This is a genomic window from Alicyclobacillus hesperidum (assembly GCF_900107035.1).
GTDB classification, from domain to species: domain Bacteria; phylum Bacillota; class Bacilli; order Alicyclobacillales; family Alicyclobacillaceae; genus Alicyclobacillus; species Alicyclobacillus hesperidum.
In genome coordinates, this window is record NZ_FNOJ01000014.1 from 1 (window position 1) to 16761 (window position 16761).

The following is a 16761-nucleotide window of genomic DNA, read 5'->3' on the forward strand; positions in this document are numbered from 1 at the left end:
GAGCGCTCATATGGCTCAGCCTGCAGTTGCTCAGACGCCTGCGCATTCAGAACCTGGTTCAACACCTTCTCCAGCAACAACGCTACCCCCTTATCCCCAGTAAATAGCCCTTTCAAAACCTCGTCATCCACGGTAATGTTGTACTGTGCCATCTCGCATTCCTCCTAGTAGATTTGTGCTCGTCACACTGATTCTACCAAAGAGGGACGGGGTGGCACGTCTACATGATGTCACCCAGCGCTTCCACTGAATTTACACCAATTATATGGACTCAACTCCCGTGAGGTAGCAGGACACAATGAAAGATGCCCAAATTGAATGATCAAAGCCATTGCGGTCGCGGCCACCGAACACAGAGCATGCGAACTGCAGGTGCAAAAGGAGCTGGATTTTATGAATAAAGGAATTCTTGGAATTCATCATATCACCGCCATGTCCGGCATTGCACAGGAAAATATAGATTTTTATGTTGGCGTTCTCGGGCTTCGATTGGTAAAGAAGACAGTAAACTTTGATGCACCGGACGTGTACCACTTTTATTACGGTGACACCGTCGGCAATCCCGGAACCATCTTGACGTTCTTCCCGTTCGGCGAAGGCCCAAGAGGTCGCAGCGGAGCAGGTCAGGCAACCGTCACGTCGTTCTCCATTCGCCCTGAATCAATTGCCTTCTGGATCCAACGGTTGCAAGACCATGGCTTGTCTGTCAGCGGTCCGCAAGCGCGATCGCATGATCGACAAGTCATCACGTTTTACGATCCTGATGGTCTTGCGCTCGAACTGGTTGCACATCAAGGAGCCGAGAAAAGGCCGGGGTGGCAAGATGGCCCTGTGCCAAGCGAGCATGCGATCCGCGGTTTCTACAGCGTCACGATAAAAGTGAAGAATCACGTATTAACTTCCGCGTTGCTTAAGGACGTGATGGGTTTTCGATTGATTGAACAGAACGGGTGCCGTTTCCGCTATGAGGTTGGAGAAGGCGGACCTGGAACCATGATTGACGTCATTAGCCAAGAAGATGCCGCGTATGGGAGACAATCCATCGGAACTATTCACCATATTGCTTGGCGTGTAGCCAATGAAGAAGAACTCGTTTGGTGGCAACAAAAGCTTCTAAATGTTGGTTTACATGCCACGGAAGTCAAAGACCGCAATTACTTCAAATCCGTTTACTTCCGCGAGCCAGGCGGTGTTCTGTTTGAATTGGCAACTGATCCGCCGGGATTCGCGATCGATGAATCCGTCGAAAACTTGGGATCGAGTTTAAAGTTGCCCGAATGGCTTGAGCCCACCCGTTCCAACCTGGAAGCTCAATTACCGCCTATCAGCGTGCCGAAGATCAGGGGGTAATTCACGATGACCTTCATACACAAGTGGATTCCGTCTGCCACTGGTTCGAACGAGACCACTTTGCTTCTATTACACGGCACCGGGGGAAACGAAGAGGACCTGTTTCCCCTTGCGCGGTTTTTAGCTCCTCATGCCGCAATGCTTGGGGTACGCGGTAAAGTCCTTGAAAACGGAATGCCACGTTTTTTCCGTCGACTAGCCGAAGGTGTATTCGATGAAGAGGACCTGATTTTCCGCACGCATGAACTGGCTCGATTTATTGAGGAAGCAACCAAGACGTATTCGCTTAACCCAGAACGAATCTATGCTGTAGGTTACTCGAATGGAGCCAATATAGCGGCTAGTGTGCTGTTCCTTGAGCCGGCCGTTTTATCAGGAGCCGTCTTATTCCGCGCGATGGTTCCACTTGAACCAGCAGAACTGCCCGACCTAGCAGGCAAGCGTGTGCTGATGCTATCAGGAAGACATGATCCGATTGTTCCAGCAAACAACAGTGAGACGCTTGCACAGATGTTCCAACAGGCGGGTGCAGACATCACGTTAAACTGGCAAAACGCTGGACACGGCTTAACAAATTCAGACCTTGCGGTGGCCCGGAAGTGGATGGAACAGTTGCAAAACTAGGCTTCGTGCACGATTTACGCATCGTGATTGATGTGTTCACCAGTAGCCGGAGTCCACTTTTTGGGCAGGTGCCACCCATAATGTAAAGAGATCATTCGCAGCACAACGACTACTACAAATAAGGCGTACTGAGCGGGTGCCACCGGAACGATGCCCAGTCCGACACAGAGCCCCGCAAACAACGCCCAAACAGCATAGATTTCGGATTGAAATACGAGTGGCTTGCGCCCCGCCAAAACGTCGCGAATGATTCCTCCGCCAATGCCCGTCATGAGACCGGCCACAAGCGTAGTCGCGAATGTACTATGTACATGATGGGCGTAAGTCGCTCCTTCGATCGCAAAGGCAGATAACCCAATTGCATCAAAAAAGCTAACGATTCGTTGCCAACGATGCATCCACTCATAGGGCAACACAAATACAATACATATTGTAATGGTCGCCGTCAGAAACAGTGATGGCTGGTGCCAGATATTCGCGACCGGCAAGCCAACTATTAAATTGCGAATCATGCCACCACCGAACGCAGTGACGAATCCCAAGATAAATACACCTAATAAATCAAACTGCTCCTCGATAGCCACCAGCGAGCCGCTGACCGCGAAGGCAATCGTGCCAATGATGTTCAAAACGCCCCAGACGATTGCAAATCCCTCCTGCCGTACAAGCAGCGACAATGATGCGCCCACGTTCGACCGAAACGACCGCCGCATCACCAATCGTCGAGAAACTTCTTCCGTTCGTTTGGTGCCGGAATCCGACAGGCGTTGCGCTGGCCGAACCAAGCATAACGGTGTCTAGCAACCCAGTCGTAGATTGTATCGCGTGTCTCCTGTGGAATCCATCGAAAATAACTCAACCACGACCAAGGCCAGGGAAGTTCCGTGCAGATTTGCACAATAGCGGAGGATCGTTCATAAAGCGTACCACGAAAAAAGACATACACCGAGTTCCGGCATCGTCTGCTCATCCCGTGTTGTTCCAGCAACTTTTCGGCAAATGGCGATTGCAATGAAGCAAATCGCAAGATATCTTTACGATCTCGCCGCAAAAGCCAATCCACGATTCCGTTACATAGTGGACAAACACCGTCAAACAAAACAATGATTTTGTCATCCTCCGCCATACCCTCACCACCACACTAGGGGTGACCCATACTCCCAATATGCAATGAACGCGTCGGAATGTCCGGCGCGTTCATTGTATAGCATGCTTTACTTTACCTTAAGTACGGTTTGTACACGTGGTCCGCCTTTGACCAGCACCTCAGCGTCCAGAGCAAGCTCTGTGCTGGACTTCGGCAAGCTCTTGGGAACGGCAATCGTCCCGCTCCATGCATCGTTTTTGCCGGCTTGAAAAATTCTCGTCACCAGCGTCTTGGAACCGTGCGCGGTACCATCGAAGAGTGTTACCTGTACGTCCTTCTGCGTAAAGCCATTGGCAACTGTGCCTGTAACGGTTAACGTCTGCCCTGGCGCGACCATTTGTTCCGCTTTTGGCGAGGTCACTGTGATGGTGTTCGCCGCGTGGACACTATCTGACTTCGATTGGTTCGAGGTCGCTACGGTACCTTTGGTCGTGGCTTTCTTGGTTGTACTTTTAGCTGCCGCAGATTTCTTTGCGCTCGTAGCCTTGTCCCCCGACGTCGTGTGTTTTGCCGAAGAAACGGTTGTACTTGCCGCACCGCCATTTGTGCTGTTACCACTCGTGCTATTGGCAGATGTACCACAACCAGCCAAGGCCAGAATGGCCACTGCTGTAATTCCAAACATGCTAATCTGTTGCTTGCGGTTCATACACCCATCTCCCTTGTAAAATCAGCGCGATCGCGCGCCAATGGGTATGCTGAACCTCCTAACTCAAAAACGCCTCAGAAGAAAGCCCTCACATATTTGACGGTTTTATGAACGGCGGTAAATGACGGTTGCAATACAGGGCCCTACGCCATGATTTGCCCTTCGTGGATCAAGGTGCAAGCTGCGGGTACATTGAGTACAATCTGTAATGGACACAATGATATCTCACAAAGGGTGAACAACGTGCCCCCACTAACGAATCGGCAAGCTGCGTTACTCGAACTGTTGGTCAATGCGACGGCGCCCATCCCAGGCCAGGCGCTCGCAGACGAACTAGGCGTAACGCGCCAGGTTATTGTGCACGATATTGCACTTTTGCGCGCTGCTGGGCAACGAATCTTCGCAACCCCCAAAGGATACCTTATCGAGTCTGTACTACCTGCCAACAAACAAACCGTTTTGGCTGTCTCGCATACGCCGGAGCAAACCGAAGCGGAACTGTGCATTCTGGTTGACTGCGGCCTGCGTGTGCTCGATGTACGTGTAGAGCACCCAGTCTATGGGGAATTGGTGGGCAACCTGTTGTTATCTTCACGCCGCGACGTCGACTTATTTATGCAGAGAATTCGCACAGAACAAGCACCTTTACTGTCGACATTAACAGGTGGTTATCACTATCACCGCGTGGAATACCAGGAAGACGAGCAGTTGCATGCAGCCATCCACCAACTGACACAGGCGGGAATCCAGCTCCTCACAAATGGTGAATTGCCGATTGTGCCGGAGAGATAGTTGCAGTGTCCGGCACATCTCCTGTCCGTTCGACCTGCACGCGCCCATACATGGCAAAAGGCCGTCCTTGGACGACCTTCACCACTTGCTCCAATCCGCGACGGACCTGTCCCGATCTATCCAAACCACTTTACTCCTTCACAAACCGGCGCTGTGTCTTCTTTCCGTCATAAGAAAAGATCACATCACGGCCTTCGACAACGGTTTGCAAATGCACTTGCCTGCCCCATACTCGATGCAAGTAGGGCAAGGTTCGTTCCAGATGCCGCAGATCCAATTCAACTCCCTCATACTCGTGCTTGATGTATAACTCGCCATTCCGATTGTAGTCTCCATCTTCGACGTACAATACGGGAATTCCACCATTGACGCGGGAGGCGACGATGGTGTCACGAACCTTTTCCCAGTCTGTCTCCACGACGCGCCAGTCGTTACCAACTTTCTGGTATAGATATAGATCCAGCTTCTCAATCAGTTCCTTCGTGAGATAATTGCGCAGGAACGAAACGTCGTTCTCCATCTCGCGCACTTCGAAAATCTTTTCGCGACCCTGCCCTGGTTGACGCCCAAACTTGTCGATCTCGTCAACGGTTGGTTCATTCCATCGCCGTTCGATATCTTCCCAAATCGCGAGTCCGATGTGGTAAGGATTGATACTCATCCGCGATGGCAGCACTACGCCGGAATGCATTTTGGCAAACTCGATGGCCTCATCGTCCGTCAAGTCCATCTCGCGCATGATTCGCAAATGCCAATATGTGGCCCAGCCTTCATTCATGATTTTCGTCTCGAGCTGAGGCCAGAAATAAAGCATTTCTTCGCGCAAAATAGAGAGAATGTCGCGCTCCCATTCCTCCAGTGCCGGACTATTCTCAATGATAAACAACATGACGTCCTTCTGCGCTGCTCTCGGTTTGACAATCGGTTTTTTTACATCGTCCGCAGGTGGCTTGCCATCCAACTCCCAGAGATCGTCGTATGGTGTACGCGCATGTGGATTCGATGTAAAAACCACCTGATTGTCGCCGCGACGCTGCAGGAACTGTTGCTGTTTCACGACTTTACGCGCATTGCGTCCATCTGTCGAAGCGTCGATGTGTTCAGAGAGTGCGAGGCCTGCGTCAAGCAACTGCTCAACCCGGCCCCGTCCGTACTGTAGTTCATAATGGTAAATGCGTTCCGCACTGGCGGCCATGCGTTCCACCATATCGCGGGAAGTATAGCGAAATGTTGCGTTGTTCTTAAAGAAGTCACAGTGCCCTAACACGTGTGCACACACTGTCTTGTTCTGGAGAAGTGTGTTGCCATCGAGCAAGAACGCGTAACAGGGATTGGAATTGATGACGAGTTCATAAATCCGACTCATACCGAGATCATAATCGAGTTTCATTCTGTGAAATTGTTTACCAAACGACCAGTGGTGGAACCGCGTCGGCATGCCATACGCACCAAAGGTATAGATAATATCCGCCGGACATACCTCATATCGCATGGGGTAAAAATCGAGCCCGAACGATTTGGCGATTTCTGTCATCTGTTCGATACTGGCGCCAAGCTGTGCCATTTCTTCGTTGGTCATGCGCTTCTCACCCCGCCGCTGCTTTGCGAAAAGAAATGGCGTAACGCTCCGTAGACTTCCGATTTTTCACGAATGACGTACTTCCGGAATTGCGGAAGCTCAAACTTTCCGTAGGCGCTCATCAGTGTTGACGCGCGCGAGTACTGGTTCACCTCCGCATACCCAAACATGCGCGACATCGCACACAACTCTGTGACCAATTTGACGCATTTTTCGTTGTCGGAAGTCAAGTTGTCACCGTCCGAAAAGTGGATCGGGTAAATGTTATAGCGTTCGGGTGGATATTCGTTTCGGATCATCGTCAATGCGTATTCATAGGCGGAGGAGCATATCGTGCCCCCGCTTTCACCTTTATTGAAGAAATGCTCTTCATCGACTTCGTGCGCCTCCGTATGGTGCGCGATGTAACGAATTTGCACATTCGCGTACTTCGTCCGTAAAAAGCGCGTCATCCAGAAGAAGAACGTACGGGCACAATATTTTTCAAACAACCCCATAGACCCGGACAGGTCCATCATCGCCAGGATGACCGCGTTGGAATCCGGCTTCGTGATATCTTCCCAGGTCTTATAGCGAAGGTCTTCCGGCGTGATGCTCACCCGTTTTTCATGCGGACGACCTGCACGGCGGATGGCTTGTAGCAACGTACGCTTTTTATCAATGTTCGTGGATAGGCCTTTTTTTCGCACGTCGCGAAAATCGACCGTCTCCACGGTCATATCCGCCGCCTCTTTGTCGGCCAGGTCAGGAAGCTCCAATTCCCGAAAGAGTACCGCTTGAATTTCGTCCAAGGTCACTTCCGCCTCGGTGTAATCGACACCCGGCTGCTCGCCGGCGCCCTCGCCCTGCCCTGGCCCAGGAGCACCGTCCTGATCCGGACGACCACGGGCGACGACGTCGCCCACTTGTGTGTTGCCAGAACCTGTACCGGCATGGCGTCCCTTTTGGAAGTTGTAACGAATCCGGTATTCCTCCAGTGAACGTATCGGGACCTTCACAATCTGCTTGCCGTCACTCATGATAAGACTTTCGTCGCTGACGAGATCGGCCAGATTTTCGCGAATCGCCTCTCTCACCTTTTCTCGATGCCGTTCCTGATCTTGCTGGCCCTTGCGATGCAAGGACCAGTCTTCACGCTCCAAGGTAAATTCGATCACGCCGCCTCTCCCCCCGCCTTGTCAGCGATTGAGCAAGCTACCGGTATACCGCAGCAACTCGTTTGCGCAGACCGAGCAATATCCGTGTTCGTCGATCAACCGTGCGGTTACCTCGTTGATCTTTTTCAACTGCGTTTCGTCCGGCGTCTTGGAGGAAGTCGTAATCTTGACGACGTCTTTCAAGTCCGCAAACAGCTTCTTTTCGATCGCTTCGCGCAACCGCTCGTGCGAATGATAATCAAACCGCTTGCCACGGCGGGCATACGTAGATATACGAATCAAAATTTCCTCGCGGAACGCCCGTTTCGCATTTTCCGAAATGCCGATCTGCTCCTCAATGGAACGCATCAACTTTTCGTCGGGATCGATCTCCTCGCCTGTCAAGGGGTCCTTCAGTTTTTGCCAGTTGCAATATGCCTCGACGTTATCGAGGTAGTTATCAAGCAGGGTCTTTGCCGATTCCTCAAACGAATAGACGAACGCCTTTTGCACTTCCGTCTTCGCCATCTCGTCGTATTCACGCCGCGCCATGGCGATAAAATTGAGCAGCCGTTCGCGATCCTCCGCCGAGATCGACGGATGTTGATCGAGGCCATCCTTGATTGCGCGCAAGACGTCGAGCGCATTGATGCACTGCGTATCACGGCGAATGAGCGCTGTGGATATGCGGTTGATGATGTAGCGCGGATCGAGCCCGGACATACCCTCGTCGGGGAACTCTGAGCGAAGTTCCTTGACGTCTGCTTCCTTCATCCCTTCCACAGTCTGGCCATTGTACAAGTAAAGCTTCTTCAATAGATCGACGCCCTGCTTCTTCGATTCCTTCAGCCGGGTAAGAATCGAGAAAATTGCAGCCGTGCGCAGGGCGTGGGGCGCGATATGCACATGCTTCAAGTCACTCTGTTGAACCAGTTTCTCGTAAATTTTGACTTCATCATCGACGCGCAGGTTATAGGGCACAGGCATGACAATCATGCGCGATTGTAAAGCCTCGTTCTTTTTGTTGGAGACAAATGCGCGATATTCCGCCTCATTGGTATGTGCGACGATCATTTCGTCGGCCGAAATCAAGGCAAAACGGCCAGCCTTAAAATTGCCTTCCTGCGTAAGGCTAAGTAAGTGCCACAGGAATTTCTCGTCACACTTCAGCATCTCTTGGAACTCCATCAGACCGCGGTTGGCCTTGTTCAATTCGCCATCAAAACGATACGCCCGCGGATCGGACTCGGAACCGTACTCCGTGATTGTCGAAAAGTCGATGCTGCCGGTGAGGTCGGCGATGTCTTGCGACTTTGGATCGGACGGGCTGAATGTGCCGATACCGACGCGCCGCTCCTCCGACAGCAAGACGCGTTCGACAGGCACTTGCTCGATCCGCCCGCCGAACTCCTCATCGAGCCGCATGCGGCAACTTGGGCAGAGATTGCCTTCGATGCGAACGCCATACTCCGCCTCAAACTCACTGCGCAGTTCCTGTGGAATCAAGTGAAGTGGTTCCTCGTGCATCGGGCAATCGGCAATTGCGTAGACGGCGCCAGAAGGTGTGCGCGAATAGCGTTCAAGCCCGCGTTTTAGCATCGTGACGATGGTCGACTTGCCGCCGCTTACGGGGCCCATTAAGAGAAGGATCCGTTTCCGGACATCGGTCCGCCGGGCTGCAGCGTGGAAATATTCCTCGACAAGGCGCTCAAGCGTCGCCGACAGTCCATACATTTCCCTTTCGAAAAATAGGTAATGATGGTTGCCGTCGGCGTCCGTCTCAATACCCTCAGAGGCAATCATGTCATAAATTCGAGCATGGGCCGTCTTGACAACATCGGGGTTCTCGCGAACGATTTCCAGGTAATCAGCAAACGTTCCTTTCCAACGCAGAGCTTCTTCCTCCGCGCGATACGAGTTCAGTCGGTCAAGAAAACTCATGGTCCCATCCTCCTCCAGGATCGGTTGCACGTCTTCTCGCCTGAAGCGACCTGCAACAGACTGGACGCCTTTGTTCATCCTATTCCGTTTTGGCTTGCCAACATGCCCATGCTGTCAGTTTTGGGCCAGTCCTGGCATCTCTTTTGCAAAGGACGCATACAGAGGTGAGAAATTTCGCCGCTACGGCTTTTCATCAATAAGGCGATTTCGGTATGGTTTGCATCGTAGAACAGTTGTCTGAGATCGTTTATAGTTAAGCGGGCTGTCGATCTATTCAATCGTTGACAAGGGGTATGAGATGAAGGCAAACACAAGACATGTTCGACTCGCACTGATGTTAGCCATGTTTTCCGGGCTTGGGCCGTTCACCTTTGACATGTATCTCCCTTCATTCCCGCAAATGGTGAAATTCTTTGCGACGAGCGCCTCAACCGTTCAGGTCAGCTTGACAGCCTGCCTCTTGGGACTCGCACTTGGCCAGATCACCATGGGCGCATTAAGTGATGTTCACGGCAGACGCAAACCTCTTATCATCGCGATGGTGATGTATTGCCTCTCGTCGCTCGCGTGTGCCGTAGCACCCAATATCGGCGTGTTCATCGCTTTGCGCTTCGTTCAGGGATTCGCCGTATCCGCGGGTACCATTGCAAGCGCGATTGCACGCGACACATACAACGGTACGGAATTGACAAAGTTCTTTTCGCTCATCAGCGTCATGAGCAGCGTTGCACCGTTGCTCGCACCACTTGCGGGAAGCGCGATCATTTCGTTTACGAAATGGGAAGGCGTATTCTACTTATTGGCCATCCTCGGTTTCATTCTTTCGATCGCGACCACCTGGCGGTTGAAGGAGACTTTACCTGAAGACAAGCGCATCCACAGCAATATTGGACAGATGGTTGGCAACTTCAAGACACTCTTAGGCAATCGGGTATTTATGGGCTACGTATTGGCACAAGGGTTTATGTTGGGCGGCGTGTTTGCATACGTCGCGGGAACCCCGTTTGTGTACCAAAAGATTTACGGCGTTTCGCCGCAGGTATTCTCTATGCTCTTCGCACTAAACGGGATCGTGCTCATTACAGCATCCCAAGTTGTACGCAAGCTGGCGGGACGCATGCCCGAACACCGCATTCTCCATTTCGGTCTTGGTCTGTCCTTTGCAGCAACTGTCGCCGTGCTCGTCGTCATATGGGCTCATGGCCCGTTGTTTACACTCGTCATTCCACTCGTCTGTTATGTCGCGGCCATGGGCACGATTGGCCCGGTTTCGTTTACGCTGGCCATGGCGTCACAAGGCCATATCGCCGGTAGCGCCTCTGCACTTCTTGGCGTCATTCCTTTTCTGTTAGGATGTATCAGTTCGCCGCTCGTTGGCATCGCAGGTGAGTATTCGGCCGTGCCGCTGGGGGTCATTCTTTTTATGGCGAGTGTACTTGCGATGAGCTCCTACATGTGGCTAAGCGCAAGGAGGAACACGGACGTATCGACGGCAGCGTCGATGTAAAAGGTGTATACATCCTCATTGCCAGGAAGCATGGCAAAGCGATTCGCCGAGCACACTATGGCATCATGTGTGTCAAGGAGTGTGCCGATCATGACAACGGGTAAAGAGCGTGAAGGACGGAACAAAATCCAGGATATGACCATCGCCTTAACCGGTTCCGACTCGGTACAAAAGGACAAACGGTACCATGAACCGACGGACAGCACGGTCAAGGCGATGGACGGGAATTGGCGAGAACAAGAGAAAAGAAAACACCAATAAAAGAAGGATTATCGATCCCGGTTCGCAAGCCAGATGAGCGCGTCCGGGATTTGCTTTTGCCACACGCCCCAGATGTGATTGCCGGGACCGACGCGATAGGTAATATCGGCACCGCGATCGATCAAAAGGTCTCGCATGGACTGGTTGTACGACAAAAAGTCGTAAACGCCCGACGGCGTCTGCGCCTGAGCTTCCTCGTCACCAATGAACATATACGCAGCTAACCGCGACAAATCCGGCTCTTGTTCAATCCGCCTTTGATACTCCGGAAAATACGCGCCAGAGAACAAAATCGTCCGATGAAACCACTGCGGATACGTCAATACGAAACTGAGTGTCGCGACCGCTCCCAGCGAAATTCCTGCCATATAGCGAGCGTGATCGTCCATTGGATACATCGCGTCTAGGTACGGAATGCATTCCTCGGCGACGAACTGCAGATACTGGCGATGGCGTTTGCCGTCCATGGCGTAGTCGTCGCGCCGCTTGTCCAAATTCACGGCGATCCCGACGATGTAAAACGGAGGCAGTTGCCCTTGGGACATCAATTGGTGGGCAATGGTCGCCGTTCTGCCGTGCGTAAAAAACTCAATCCCGTCGTGGCAATATACGACCGGAAGCGGACCGTGTCCCTCGGCAACCGGCGGCACAAAAACCTTAAGGACCCGCTCCTCCCCGCCAAGAGCGCGGCTTGTGATCACATGAGATGCAACTTTTCGGGGGTGAAGTTCCGACATCGTTCGCCAGCCTCCTTGTGACGCCGTGCGATCGCGCCAAATCGTCTGTGAAAGCGCTGTACACAACTGTTATACTCGTAAAGCAAGCTTATTCTATAACAGAACATTTCGCGCTGAATCGTGATCGTTTCGCACGTTCCGATGTGGTGTATTATAATATTTATCGACCTGTATCACTACTTCAGATATGAGGTGACAGATTTGAGCCAAGCGGTTGCTCAATACGAAACCCCGTACGTTCAGATTCTGGACGAAAACGGGAATGTGACAAACCCTGACCTGCTTCCGTCACTTTCCGACGAGCAGTTGCGAGAACTGATGAAACGCATGGTCTTCACGCGGATTTGGGATCAGCGTGCCATTAAGCTGTCGCGCCAAGGCCGACTCGGCTTCTACGCGCCAGTGGCGGGGCAAGAAGCATCGATGATTGGCTGCGAATTCGCAACCAAAAAAGAAGACTTTTTGCTGCCAGGTTATCGGGATATTCCGCAATGCTACTTCCACGGCTATCCCCTGCATCAATTGTTTCTGTACTCCCGCGGTCATCAACTCGGTGGCAAGGTTCCGGAAGGCGTTAACTGCATGCTCCCCCAGATCATCATTGGCGCACAGATTGTGCAGACGCCGGGTGTTGCTCTCGCCTTTAAACTGCGCGGCGAGAAGCGGGTTGCCATCACCTTCACCGGCGACGGTGGCACGTCTCAGGGCGACTTTTACGAAGGCATGAACTTTGCGGGCGCCATGAACCTGCCGGCGGTGTTCTTCGTACAAAACAACCAGTACGCAATTTCCGTTCCTCGCGAGTTGCAAACCCGCGCCAAGACGCTCGCGCAAAAGGCCGTCGCAGCTGGTATCCCAGGCGTGCAAGTCGATGGCATGGATGTGCTTGCCGTTTACCATGTCACGCACGAAGCCGTGGAACGCGCTCGCGCTGGTGAAGGGCCGACGATGATTGAAGCCGTGACATTCCGCTACGGTCCGCACACGATGTCCGGCGATGATCCGACGCGCTACCGCACCAAAGAGACGCAAGAAGAATGGGAACGCAAAGATCCGCTCATCCGTTTCCGCAAGTATTTGGAGAGCAAAGGAATCTGGTCAGAGTCGGAAGAGCAGGCGTACATCGAAGAGGCGAAGGAAATCGTCAATCAGGCCTTAAAGCAGGCTGATGAAGCGGAAAAGATGACGGTAGCCAACCTCATCGATACGATGTTTGCGGAGCCGACGCAGACGCTGAAACGGCAACGCGCAGAGATCACCGGCGAGGGGGCGAACTAAATGGCGCAAATGACGATGATTCAAGCAATCACGCACGCGCTCGACCTCGAGTTAGCGCGCGACGAACGCGTGCTCGTGTTTGGTGAAGACGTAGGTAACAACGGCGGCGTGTTCCGCGCGACAGAAGGGCTACAGAAGAAATACGGCGCAGATCGCGTCTTTGATACACCGCTGGCGGAAAGCGGCATTATTGGGCTGGCGAACGGCTTGGCCATTCAAGGATTTCGTCCTGTTCCAGAAATTCAGTTCTTCGGCTTCGTTTTTGAGGCCTTCGACCAAATCGCAGGACAACTTGCACGCACGCGGTACCGCTCGGGCGGCCGCTATACTGCACCTGTGACCATCCGCTCTCCGTTCGGCGGCGGTGTACATACACCCGAAATGCACGCCGACAGTTTGGAAGGATTGTTCGTGCAGACACCCGGGATCAAAGTGGTTATCCCAAGCAATCCATATGAAGCTAAAGGACTGTTGCTTGCGGCCATTCGCGATCCGGATCCTGTCATCTTCCTCGAGCATATGAAGTTGTACCGTTCGTTCCGTCAAGAGGTTCCAGAAGACGACTACACCATTCCGCTTGGTGTGGCGAATGTCGTACGCGAAGGTAAGGATGCGACCGTGATCGCCTACGGTGCAATGGTTGGTGTTGCGCAAAAGGCTGCTGAACAATGGTCGAAAGAAAAAGGGTTCGAAGCCGAAGTCATCGACTTGCGTACCATCAGCCCTATCGACATCGACACGATTGTCAAGTCGATTCAGAAGACAAATCGTGCTATTGTCGTGCAGGAAGCACAGCGTTCGGCTGGTGCCGCGGCGGAGATTGTCGCTCAGATCAACGAGCAAGCCATCTATCATCTGGAGGCTCCTGTGCTGCGTGCGACGCCGCCTGACACCGTCTATCCGTTTGGCATGATCGAAGACGAATGGTTGCCGACGCCGCAATACGTCGTCGATACGCTTAACAAAGTGATGACGCTTTAATTTTTGGAGGTGATCGAATGGCTCTGTTTGAATTCGGCTTGCCCGAGTTAGGTGAAGGTCTGCACGAGGGCCGCATCAGCAAATGGCTGGTCAAACCCGGTGACCAAATTCAGGAGGACGACGCTGTCGCCGAAATCGAAAACGACAAATCGCTGGTCGAGTTGCCCTCCCCTGTCAGTGGCAAGATCGCAGAGATCAAGGTGCCGGAAGGAACGACCTGCGTCGTTGGCGACATCATCCTGACGATTGAAGTCGAAGGTGATGCACCGGCAGCCGCCCCGCCGCAACAACAGTCCGCACCTGAGGCTGCGACTGCGCAAGCCCAGCCGGCACCTGTGTCAACACAGCCAGTGGCGGGTGCAACTACAACGGCACAAAGTGCTGCACAGCAGGTACTTGCAACGCCCGGAGTGCGCCGTTATGCCCGCGAGGCTGGCGTCGATATTCGTGCAGTGCAAGGAACAGGAAACAACGGAAAAGTGACGAAAGAAGACATTGACCGTGCGAAATCGGGTGCGCAACCAACACCAGTCGAAGCCTCGACAAGTGTGGATTCTGCGCCGACGACGCAAGGTGCCGTATCCGTCACAGGCGATGAAGTCGAAGAACGTGTGCCGTTGCCGATGATCCGACAGGCGATTGCACGTGCGATGGTCAAGAGCAAGTATACGGCTCCACACGTCACCCTGATGGACGAGGTAGACGTGACGGAACTCGTGAAACTGCGCAAGGAAATCAAGCCGATTGCGGAACAGCGCGGCGTCAAAATCACATACTTGCCGTTCATCGTCAAGGCGTTGATTGCAGCACTGCGGACAAAGCCACAGTTGAATTCGACGTACGACGAGGAAAAGCAGGAGCTCATTCTTAAGCACTACTACCACATTGGCATTGCGACAGACACGGATCGTGGGTTGCTCGTGCCAGTGGTTCGTCACGCCGATAAGAAGAACATGTGGACAATTGCTGAGGAGATCAACGATCTCGCCACACGCGGACGCGCCGGCAAATTGACGCCAGCTGAAATGCGCGGAAGTACGATTTCCATCACCAACATCGGCTCTGCCGGCGGCATGTTCTTCACGCCCATTATCAATTATCCGGAAGTGGCAATTCTCGGCGTCGGACGTATTACGGAAAAGCCGGTCATCCGCAATGGAGAATTTGCAGTTGGTCAAATGATGTCGCTCTCACTCAGCTTCGACCACCGCGTGATCGACGGTGCACTCGGTCAACAGTTCGTCAACGACATCAAGCGCATGCTGGAAAATCCGCGCTTGTTGCTCCTGGAGGTGTAATCCATGGTAGTGGGAGATATGTTGGAGGAAGTTGAAGTTCTAGTTATTGGCGCTGGCCCTGGCGGATACGTGGCGGCCATTCGCGCCGCACAACTCGGCAAGTCAGTCACCATCGTCGACAAAGCAGAACTCGGCGGCGTGTGTCTCAACCGCGGTTGTATTCCTTCGAAGGCGCTGATTTCTGCGGCTCACCACTATGAGGCCGCGAAAGAGTCGCCGTTCCCAGGCGTAGAAACGACGGCTGCGCTTGACTTCGCCAAGGTTCAAGCGTGGAAACAAAGCGTTGTCGACAAGATGACCGGTGGCGTCCAACAATTGATGAAGGGCAATCGCATTAATGTCATCTCCGGCGAAGCATTTTTTACGAAGCCGAACGAAGTGCGCATTATGCACGAGAATGGCAGCCAACGCATTCAGTTCCAACAGTGTATTCTGGCGACAGGGTCTCGCCCCATCGAGTTGAAGAACTTGCCGCTAGGCAAGCGCGTGATTGATTCGACTGGCGCGCTCGCGCTTGATCACGTTCCGAACCGCCTCGTTGTCGTCGGCGGTGGATACATCGGTATTGAGCTCGGCCAGACATTTGCGAAGTTTGGCAGCCAGGTCACCATCATTGAGGGTCTGGACAGCATCCTGGCGCTCTTCGACAAGCAAATGGTGCGCTTGGTGGAACGCAACTTGAAGAAGTATAACGTTGAGATCGAAACAAACGCCTTGGCGCAATCGGTCGAAGAGACGGATGACGCGGTCAAACTCACCTACAAGAACAAAGCTGGCGAGGAAAAGACGATTGAGGCGGATTACATCCTGGTCACCGTTGGCCGTCGCCCGAACACGGACGATCTGGGTCTTGCCGACGCGGGCATTGAGCTTACCGAGAAGGGCCTCGTCAAAGTGGACGCGCAGTGCCGGACGACGAATCCGAATGTCTATGCCATCGGCGATATCGTGCCGGGTGCCGCCCTCGCCCACAAGGCATCGTATGAAGGCAAAGTGGCCGCAGAAGCGATTGCCGGCAAACCGAGCATCGTGGACTATCGTTGCATTCCGTCTGTTGTCTTCTCCGATCCGGAGATGGCCTCTGTCGGCTTGTCCGAAGAAGAGGCGAAGAAACAGTACGGCGATATCGCGGTTGGCCGCTTCCCGTATGCAGCCAACGGCCGGGCGACCGCCCTTAATGCGGACGCTGGTTTTATCAAGCTGATTGCCAACAAGGAAAATGGCGTGCTCGTAGGCGCCCAGGTGGTCGGCATCGAAGCGTCCAACTTGATTGCAGAACTTGGCCTCGCCATCGAGATGAGCGCGACGCTCGAAGATATCGCACTCACCATTCATGCACACCCGACGTTGGGAGAAATGGTGATGGAAGCTGCCGAAGTTGGACTTGGCGAACCCATTCATATCATTACCCGTTAACAAGCATGAAAAAGCTCAGGCCGAAACGCCTGAGCTTTTTCATGCCCTTTATTGTGACGTCGTCA

General features: G+C 53.1%; 17 protein-coding genes and 1 pseudogene. 9 read left to right on the forward strand and 9 right to left on the reverse strand.

The features are described from left to right. A pseudogene (locus BLU70_RS14770) lies at positions 1-152 on the reverse strand (IS256 family transposase); the annotation flags it as partial. Between the two features lie 241 nt (positions 153-393). Between BLU70_RS14770 and BLU70_RS10385 the strand changes: the two are divergent. Then, positions 394-1350, forward strand: coding sequence for a ring-cleaving dioxygenase (locus BLU70_RS10385; protein ID WP_074693442.1), 957 nt, complete (start codon positions 394-396; stop codon positions 1348-1350). 6 nt (positions 1351-1356) lie between these two features. Further along, a complete protein-coding gene (locus tag BLU70_RS10390) occupies positions 1357-1974 on the forward strand; it encodes an alpha/beta hydrolase (protein ID WP_074693418.1) in 618 nt (205 codons plus the stop codon). Positions 1975-1988: 14 nt separating this feature from the next. On the opposite strand, the gene BLU70_RS10395 is transcribed toward BLU70_RS10390, so the two are convergent. The 3 genes from BLU70_RS10395 to BLU70_RS10405 all read right to left on the reverse strand — a co-directional run bounded on the left by BLU70_RS10395 (position 1989) and on the right by BLU70_RS10405 (position 3770). Next, positions 1989-2618: a trimeric intracellular cation channel family protein gene (locus BLU70_RS10395; protein WP_074693443.1), complete on the reverse strand. Its 630-nt coding sequence runs from the start codon at positions 2616-2618 to the stop codon at positions 1989-1991. 68 nt (positions 2619-2686) lie between these two features. After that, complete coding sequence (locus BLU70_RS10400; protein WP_074693419.1) at positions 2687-3100, reverse strand: thiol-disulfide oxidoreductase DCC family protein; 414 nt, start codon at positions 3098-3100, stop codon at positions 2687-2689. Between the two features lie 88 nt (positions 3101-3188). Beyond that, the gene (locus BLU70_RS10405; RefSeq protein WP_006446479.1) at positions 3189-3770 is read right to left on the reverse strand and encodes a hypothetical protein; all 582 of its coding nucleotides are present in this window, start codon (positions 3768-3770) and stop codon (positions 3189-3191) included. 243 nt (positions 3771-4013) lie between these two features. On the opposite strand from BLU70_RS10405, the gene BLU70_RS10410 reads away from it, so the two are divergent. Next, the gene (locus tag BLU70_RS10410; protein ID WP_074693420.1) at positions 4014-4562 is read left to right on the forward strand and encodes a transcription repressor NadR; all 549 of its coding nucleotides are present in this window, start codon (positions 4014-4016) and stop codon (positions 4560-4562) included. Here BLU70_RS10410 and BLU70_RS14630 read toward each other — a convergent pair. Genes BLU70_RS14630 through BLU70_RS10425 form a run of 4 tightly spaced genes read right to left on the reverse strand, consistent with a single transcriptional unit; the run spans position 4525 to position 9218 of the window. Then, positions 4525-4686, reverse strand: coding sequence for a hypothetical protein (locus BLU70_RS14630; protein WP_157785454.1), 162 nt, complete (start codon positions 4684-4686; stop codon positions 4525-4527). The genes BLU70_RS10410 and BLU70_RS14630 overlap by 38 nt on opposite strands. A 6-nt stretch (positions 4687-4692) precedes the next feature. Further along, a complete protein-coding gene (locus BLU70_RS10415) occupies positions 4693-6141 on the reverse strand; it encodes a SpoVR family protein (RefSeq protein ID WP_074693421.1) in 1449 nt (482 codons plus the stop codon). Then, positions 6138-7298: a sporulation protein YhbH gene (gene yhbH, locus BLU70_RS10420; protein ID WP_006446484.1), complete on the reverse strand. Its 1161-nt coding sequence runs from the start codon at positions 7296-7298 to the stop codon at positions 6138-6140. The genes BLU70_RS10415 and yhbH overlap by 4 nt, the downstream gene beginning before the upstream one ends. Positions 7299-7319: 21 nt before the next feature. After that, the gene (locus BLU70_RS10425) at positions 7320-9218 is read right to left on the reverse strand and encodes a PrkA family serine protein kinase (RefSeq protein WP_074693422.1); all 1899 of its coding nucleotides are present in this window, start codon (positions 9216-9218) and stop codon (positions 7320-7322) included. A 298-nt stretch (positions 9219-9516) separates the two neighbouring features. Between BLU70_RS10425 and BLU70_RS10430 the strand changes: the two genes are divergently transcribed. Both BLU70_RS10430 and BLU70_RS14635 read left to right on the forward strand, forming a co-directional pair. Then, a complete protein-coding gene (locus tag BLU70_RS10430; RefSeq protein ID WP_074693423.1) occupies positions 9517-10725 on the forward strand; it encodes a multidrug effflux MFS transporter in 1209 nt (402 codons plus the stop codon). Between the two features lie 90 nt (positions 10726-10815). Then, entirely contained in the window at positions 10816-10986 is a 171-nt protein-coding gene (locus BLU70_RS14635) for a hypothetical protein (protein ID WP_176780884.1), read from the forward strand. An 8-nt stretch (positions 10987-10994) separates the two neighbouring features. On the opposite strand, the gene BLU70_RS10435 is transcribed toward BLU70_RS14635, so the two are convergent. Further along, complete coding sequence (locus tag BLU70_RS10435) at positions 10995-11723, reverse strand: alpha/beta hydrolase (RefSeq protein ID WP_074693424.1); 729 nt, start codon at positions 11721-11723, stop codon at positions 10995-10997. A 141-nt stretch (positions 11724-11864) separates the two neighbouring features. On the opposite strand from BLU70_RS10435, the gene pdhA reads away from it, so the two are divergent. The 4 genes from pdhA to lpdA are packed head-to-tail and all read left to right on the forward strand — an operon-like array spanning position 11865 to position 16696. Then, positions 11865-13001: a pyruvate dehydrogenase (acetyl-transferring) E1 component subunit alpha gene (gene pdhA, locus BLU70_RS10440; protein ID WP_081503908.1), complete on the forward strand. Its 1137-nt coding sequence runs from the start codon at positions 11865-11867 to the stop codon at positions 12999-13001. Further along, the gene (locus BLU70_RS10445) at positions 13002-13982 is read left to right on the forward strand and encodes an alpha-ketoacid dehydrogenase subunit beta (protein ID WP_006446490.1); all 981 of its coding nucleotides are present in this window, start codon (positions 13002-13004) and stop codon (positions 13980-13982) included. It abuts the gene before it with no gap. A gap of 17 nt (positions 13983-13999) precedes the next feature. Beyond that, positions 14000-15280, forward strand: a complete 1281-nt coding sequence (locus tag BLU70_RS10450) for a dihydrolipoamide acetyltransferase family protein (RefSeq protein ID WP_006446491.1) — start codon at positions 14000-14002, stop codon at positions 15278-15280. Between the two features lie 3 nt (positions 15281-15283). After that, positions 15284-16696, forward strand: a complete 1413-nt coding sequence (gene lpdA, locus BLU70_RS10455) for a dihydrolipoyl dehydrogenase (protein WP_006446492.1) — start codon at positions 15284-15286, stop codon at positions 16694-16696. The last annotated feature ends 65 nt before the right edge of the window (positions 16697-16761 follow it).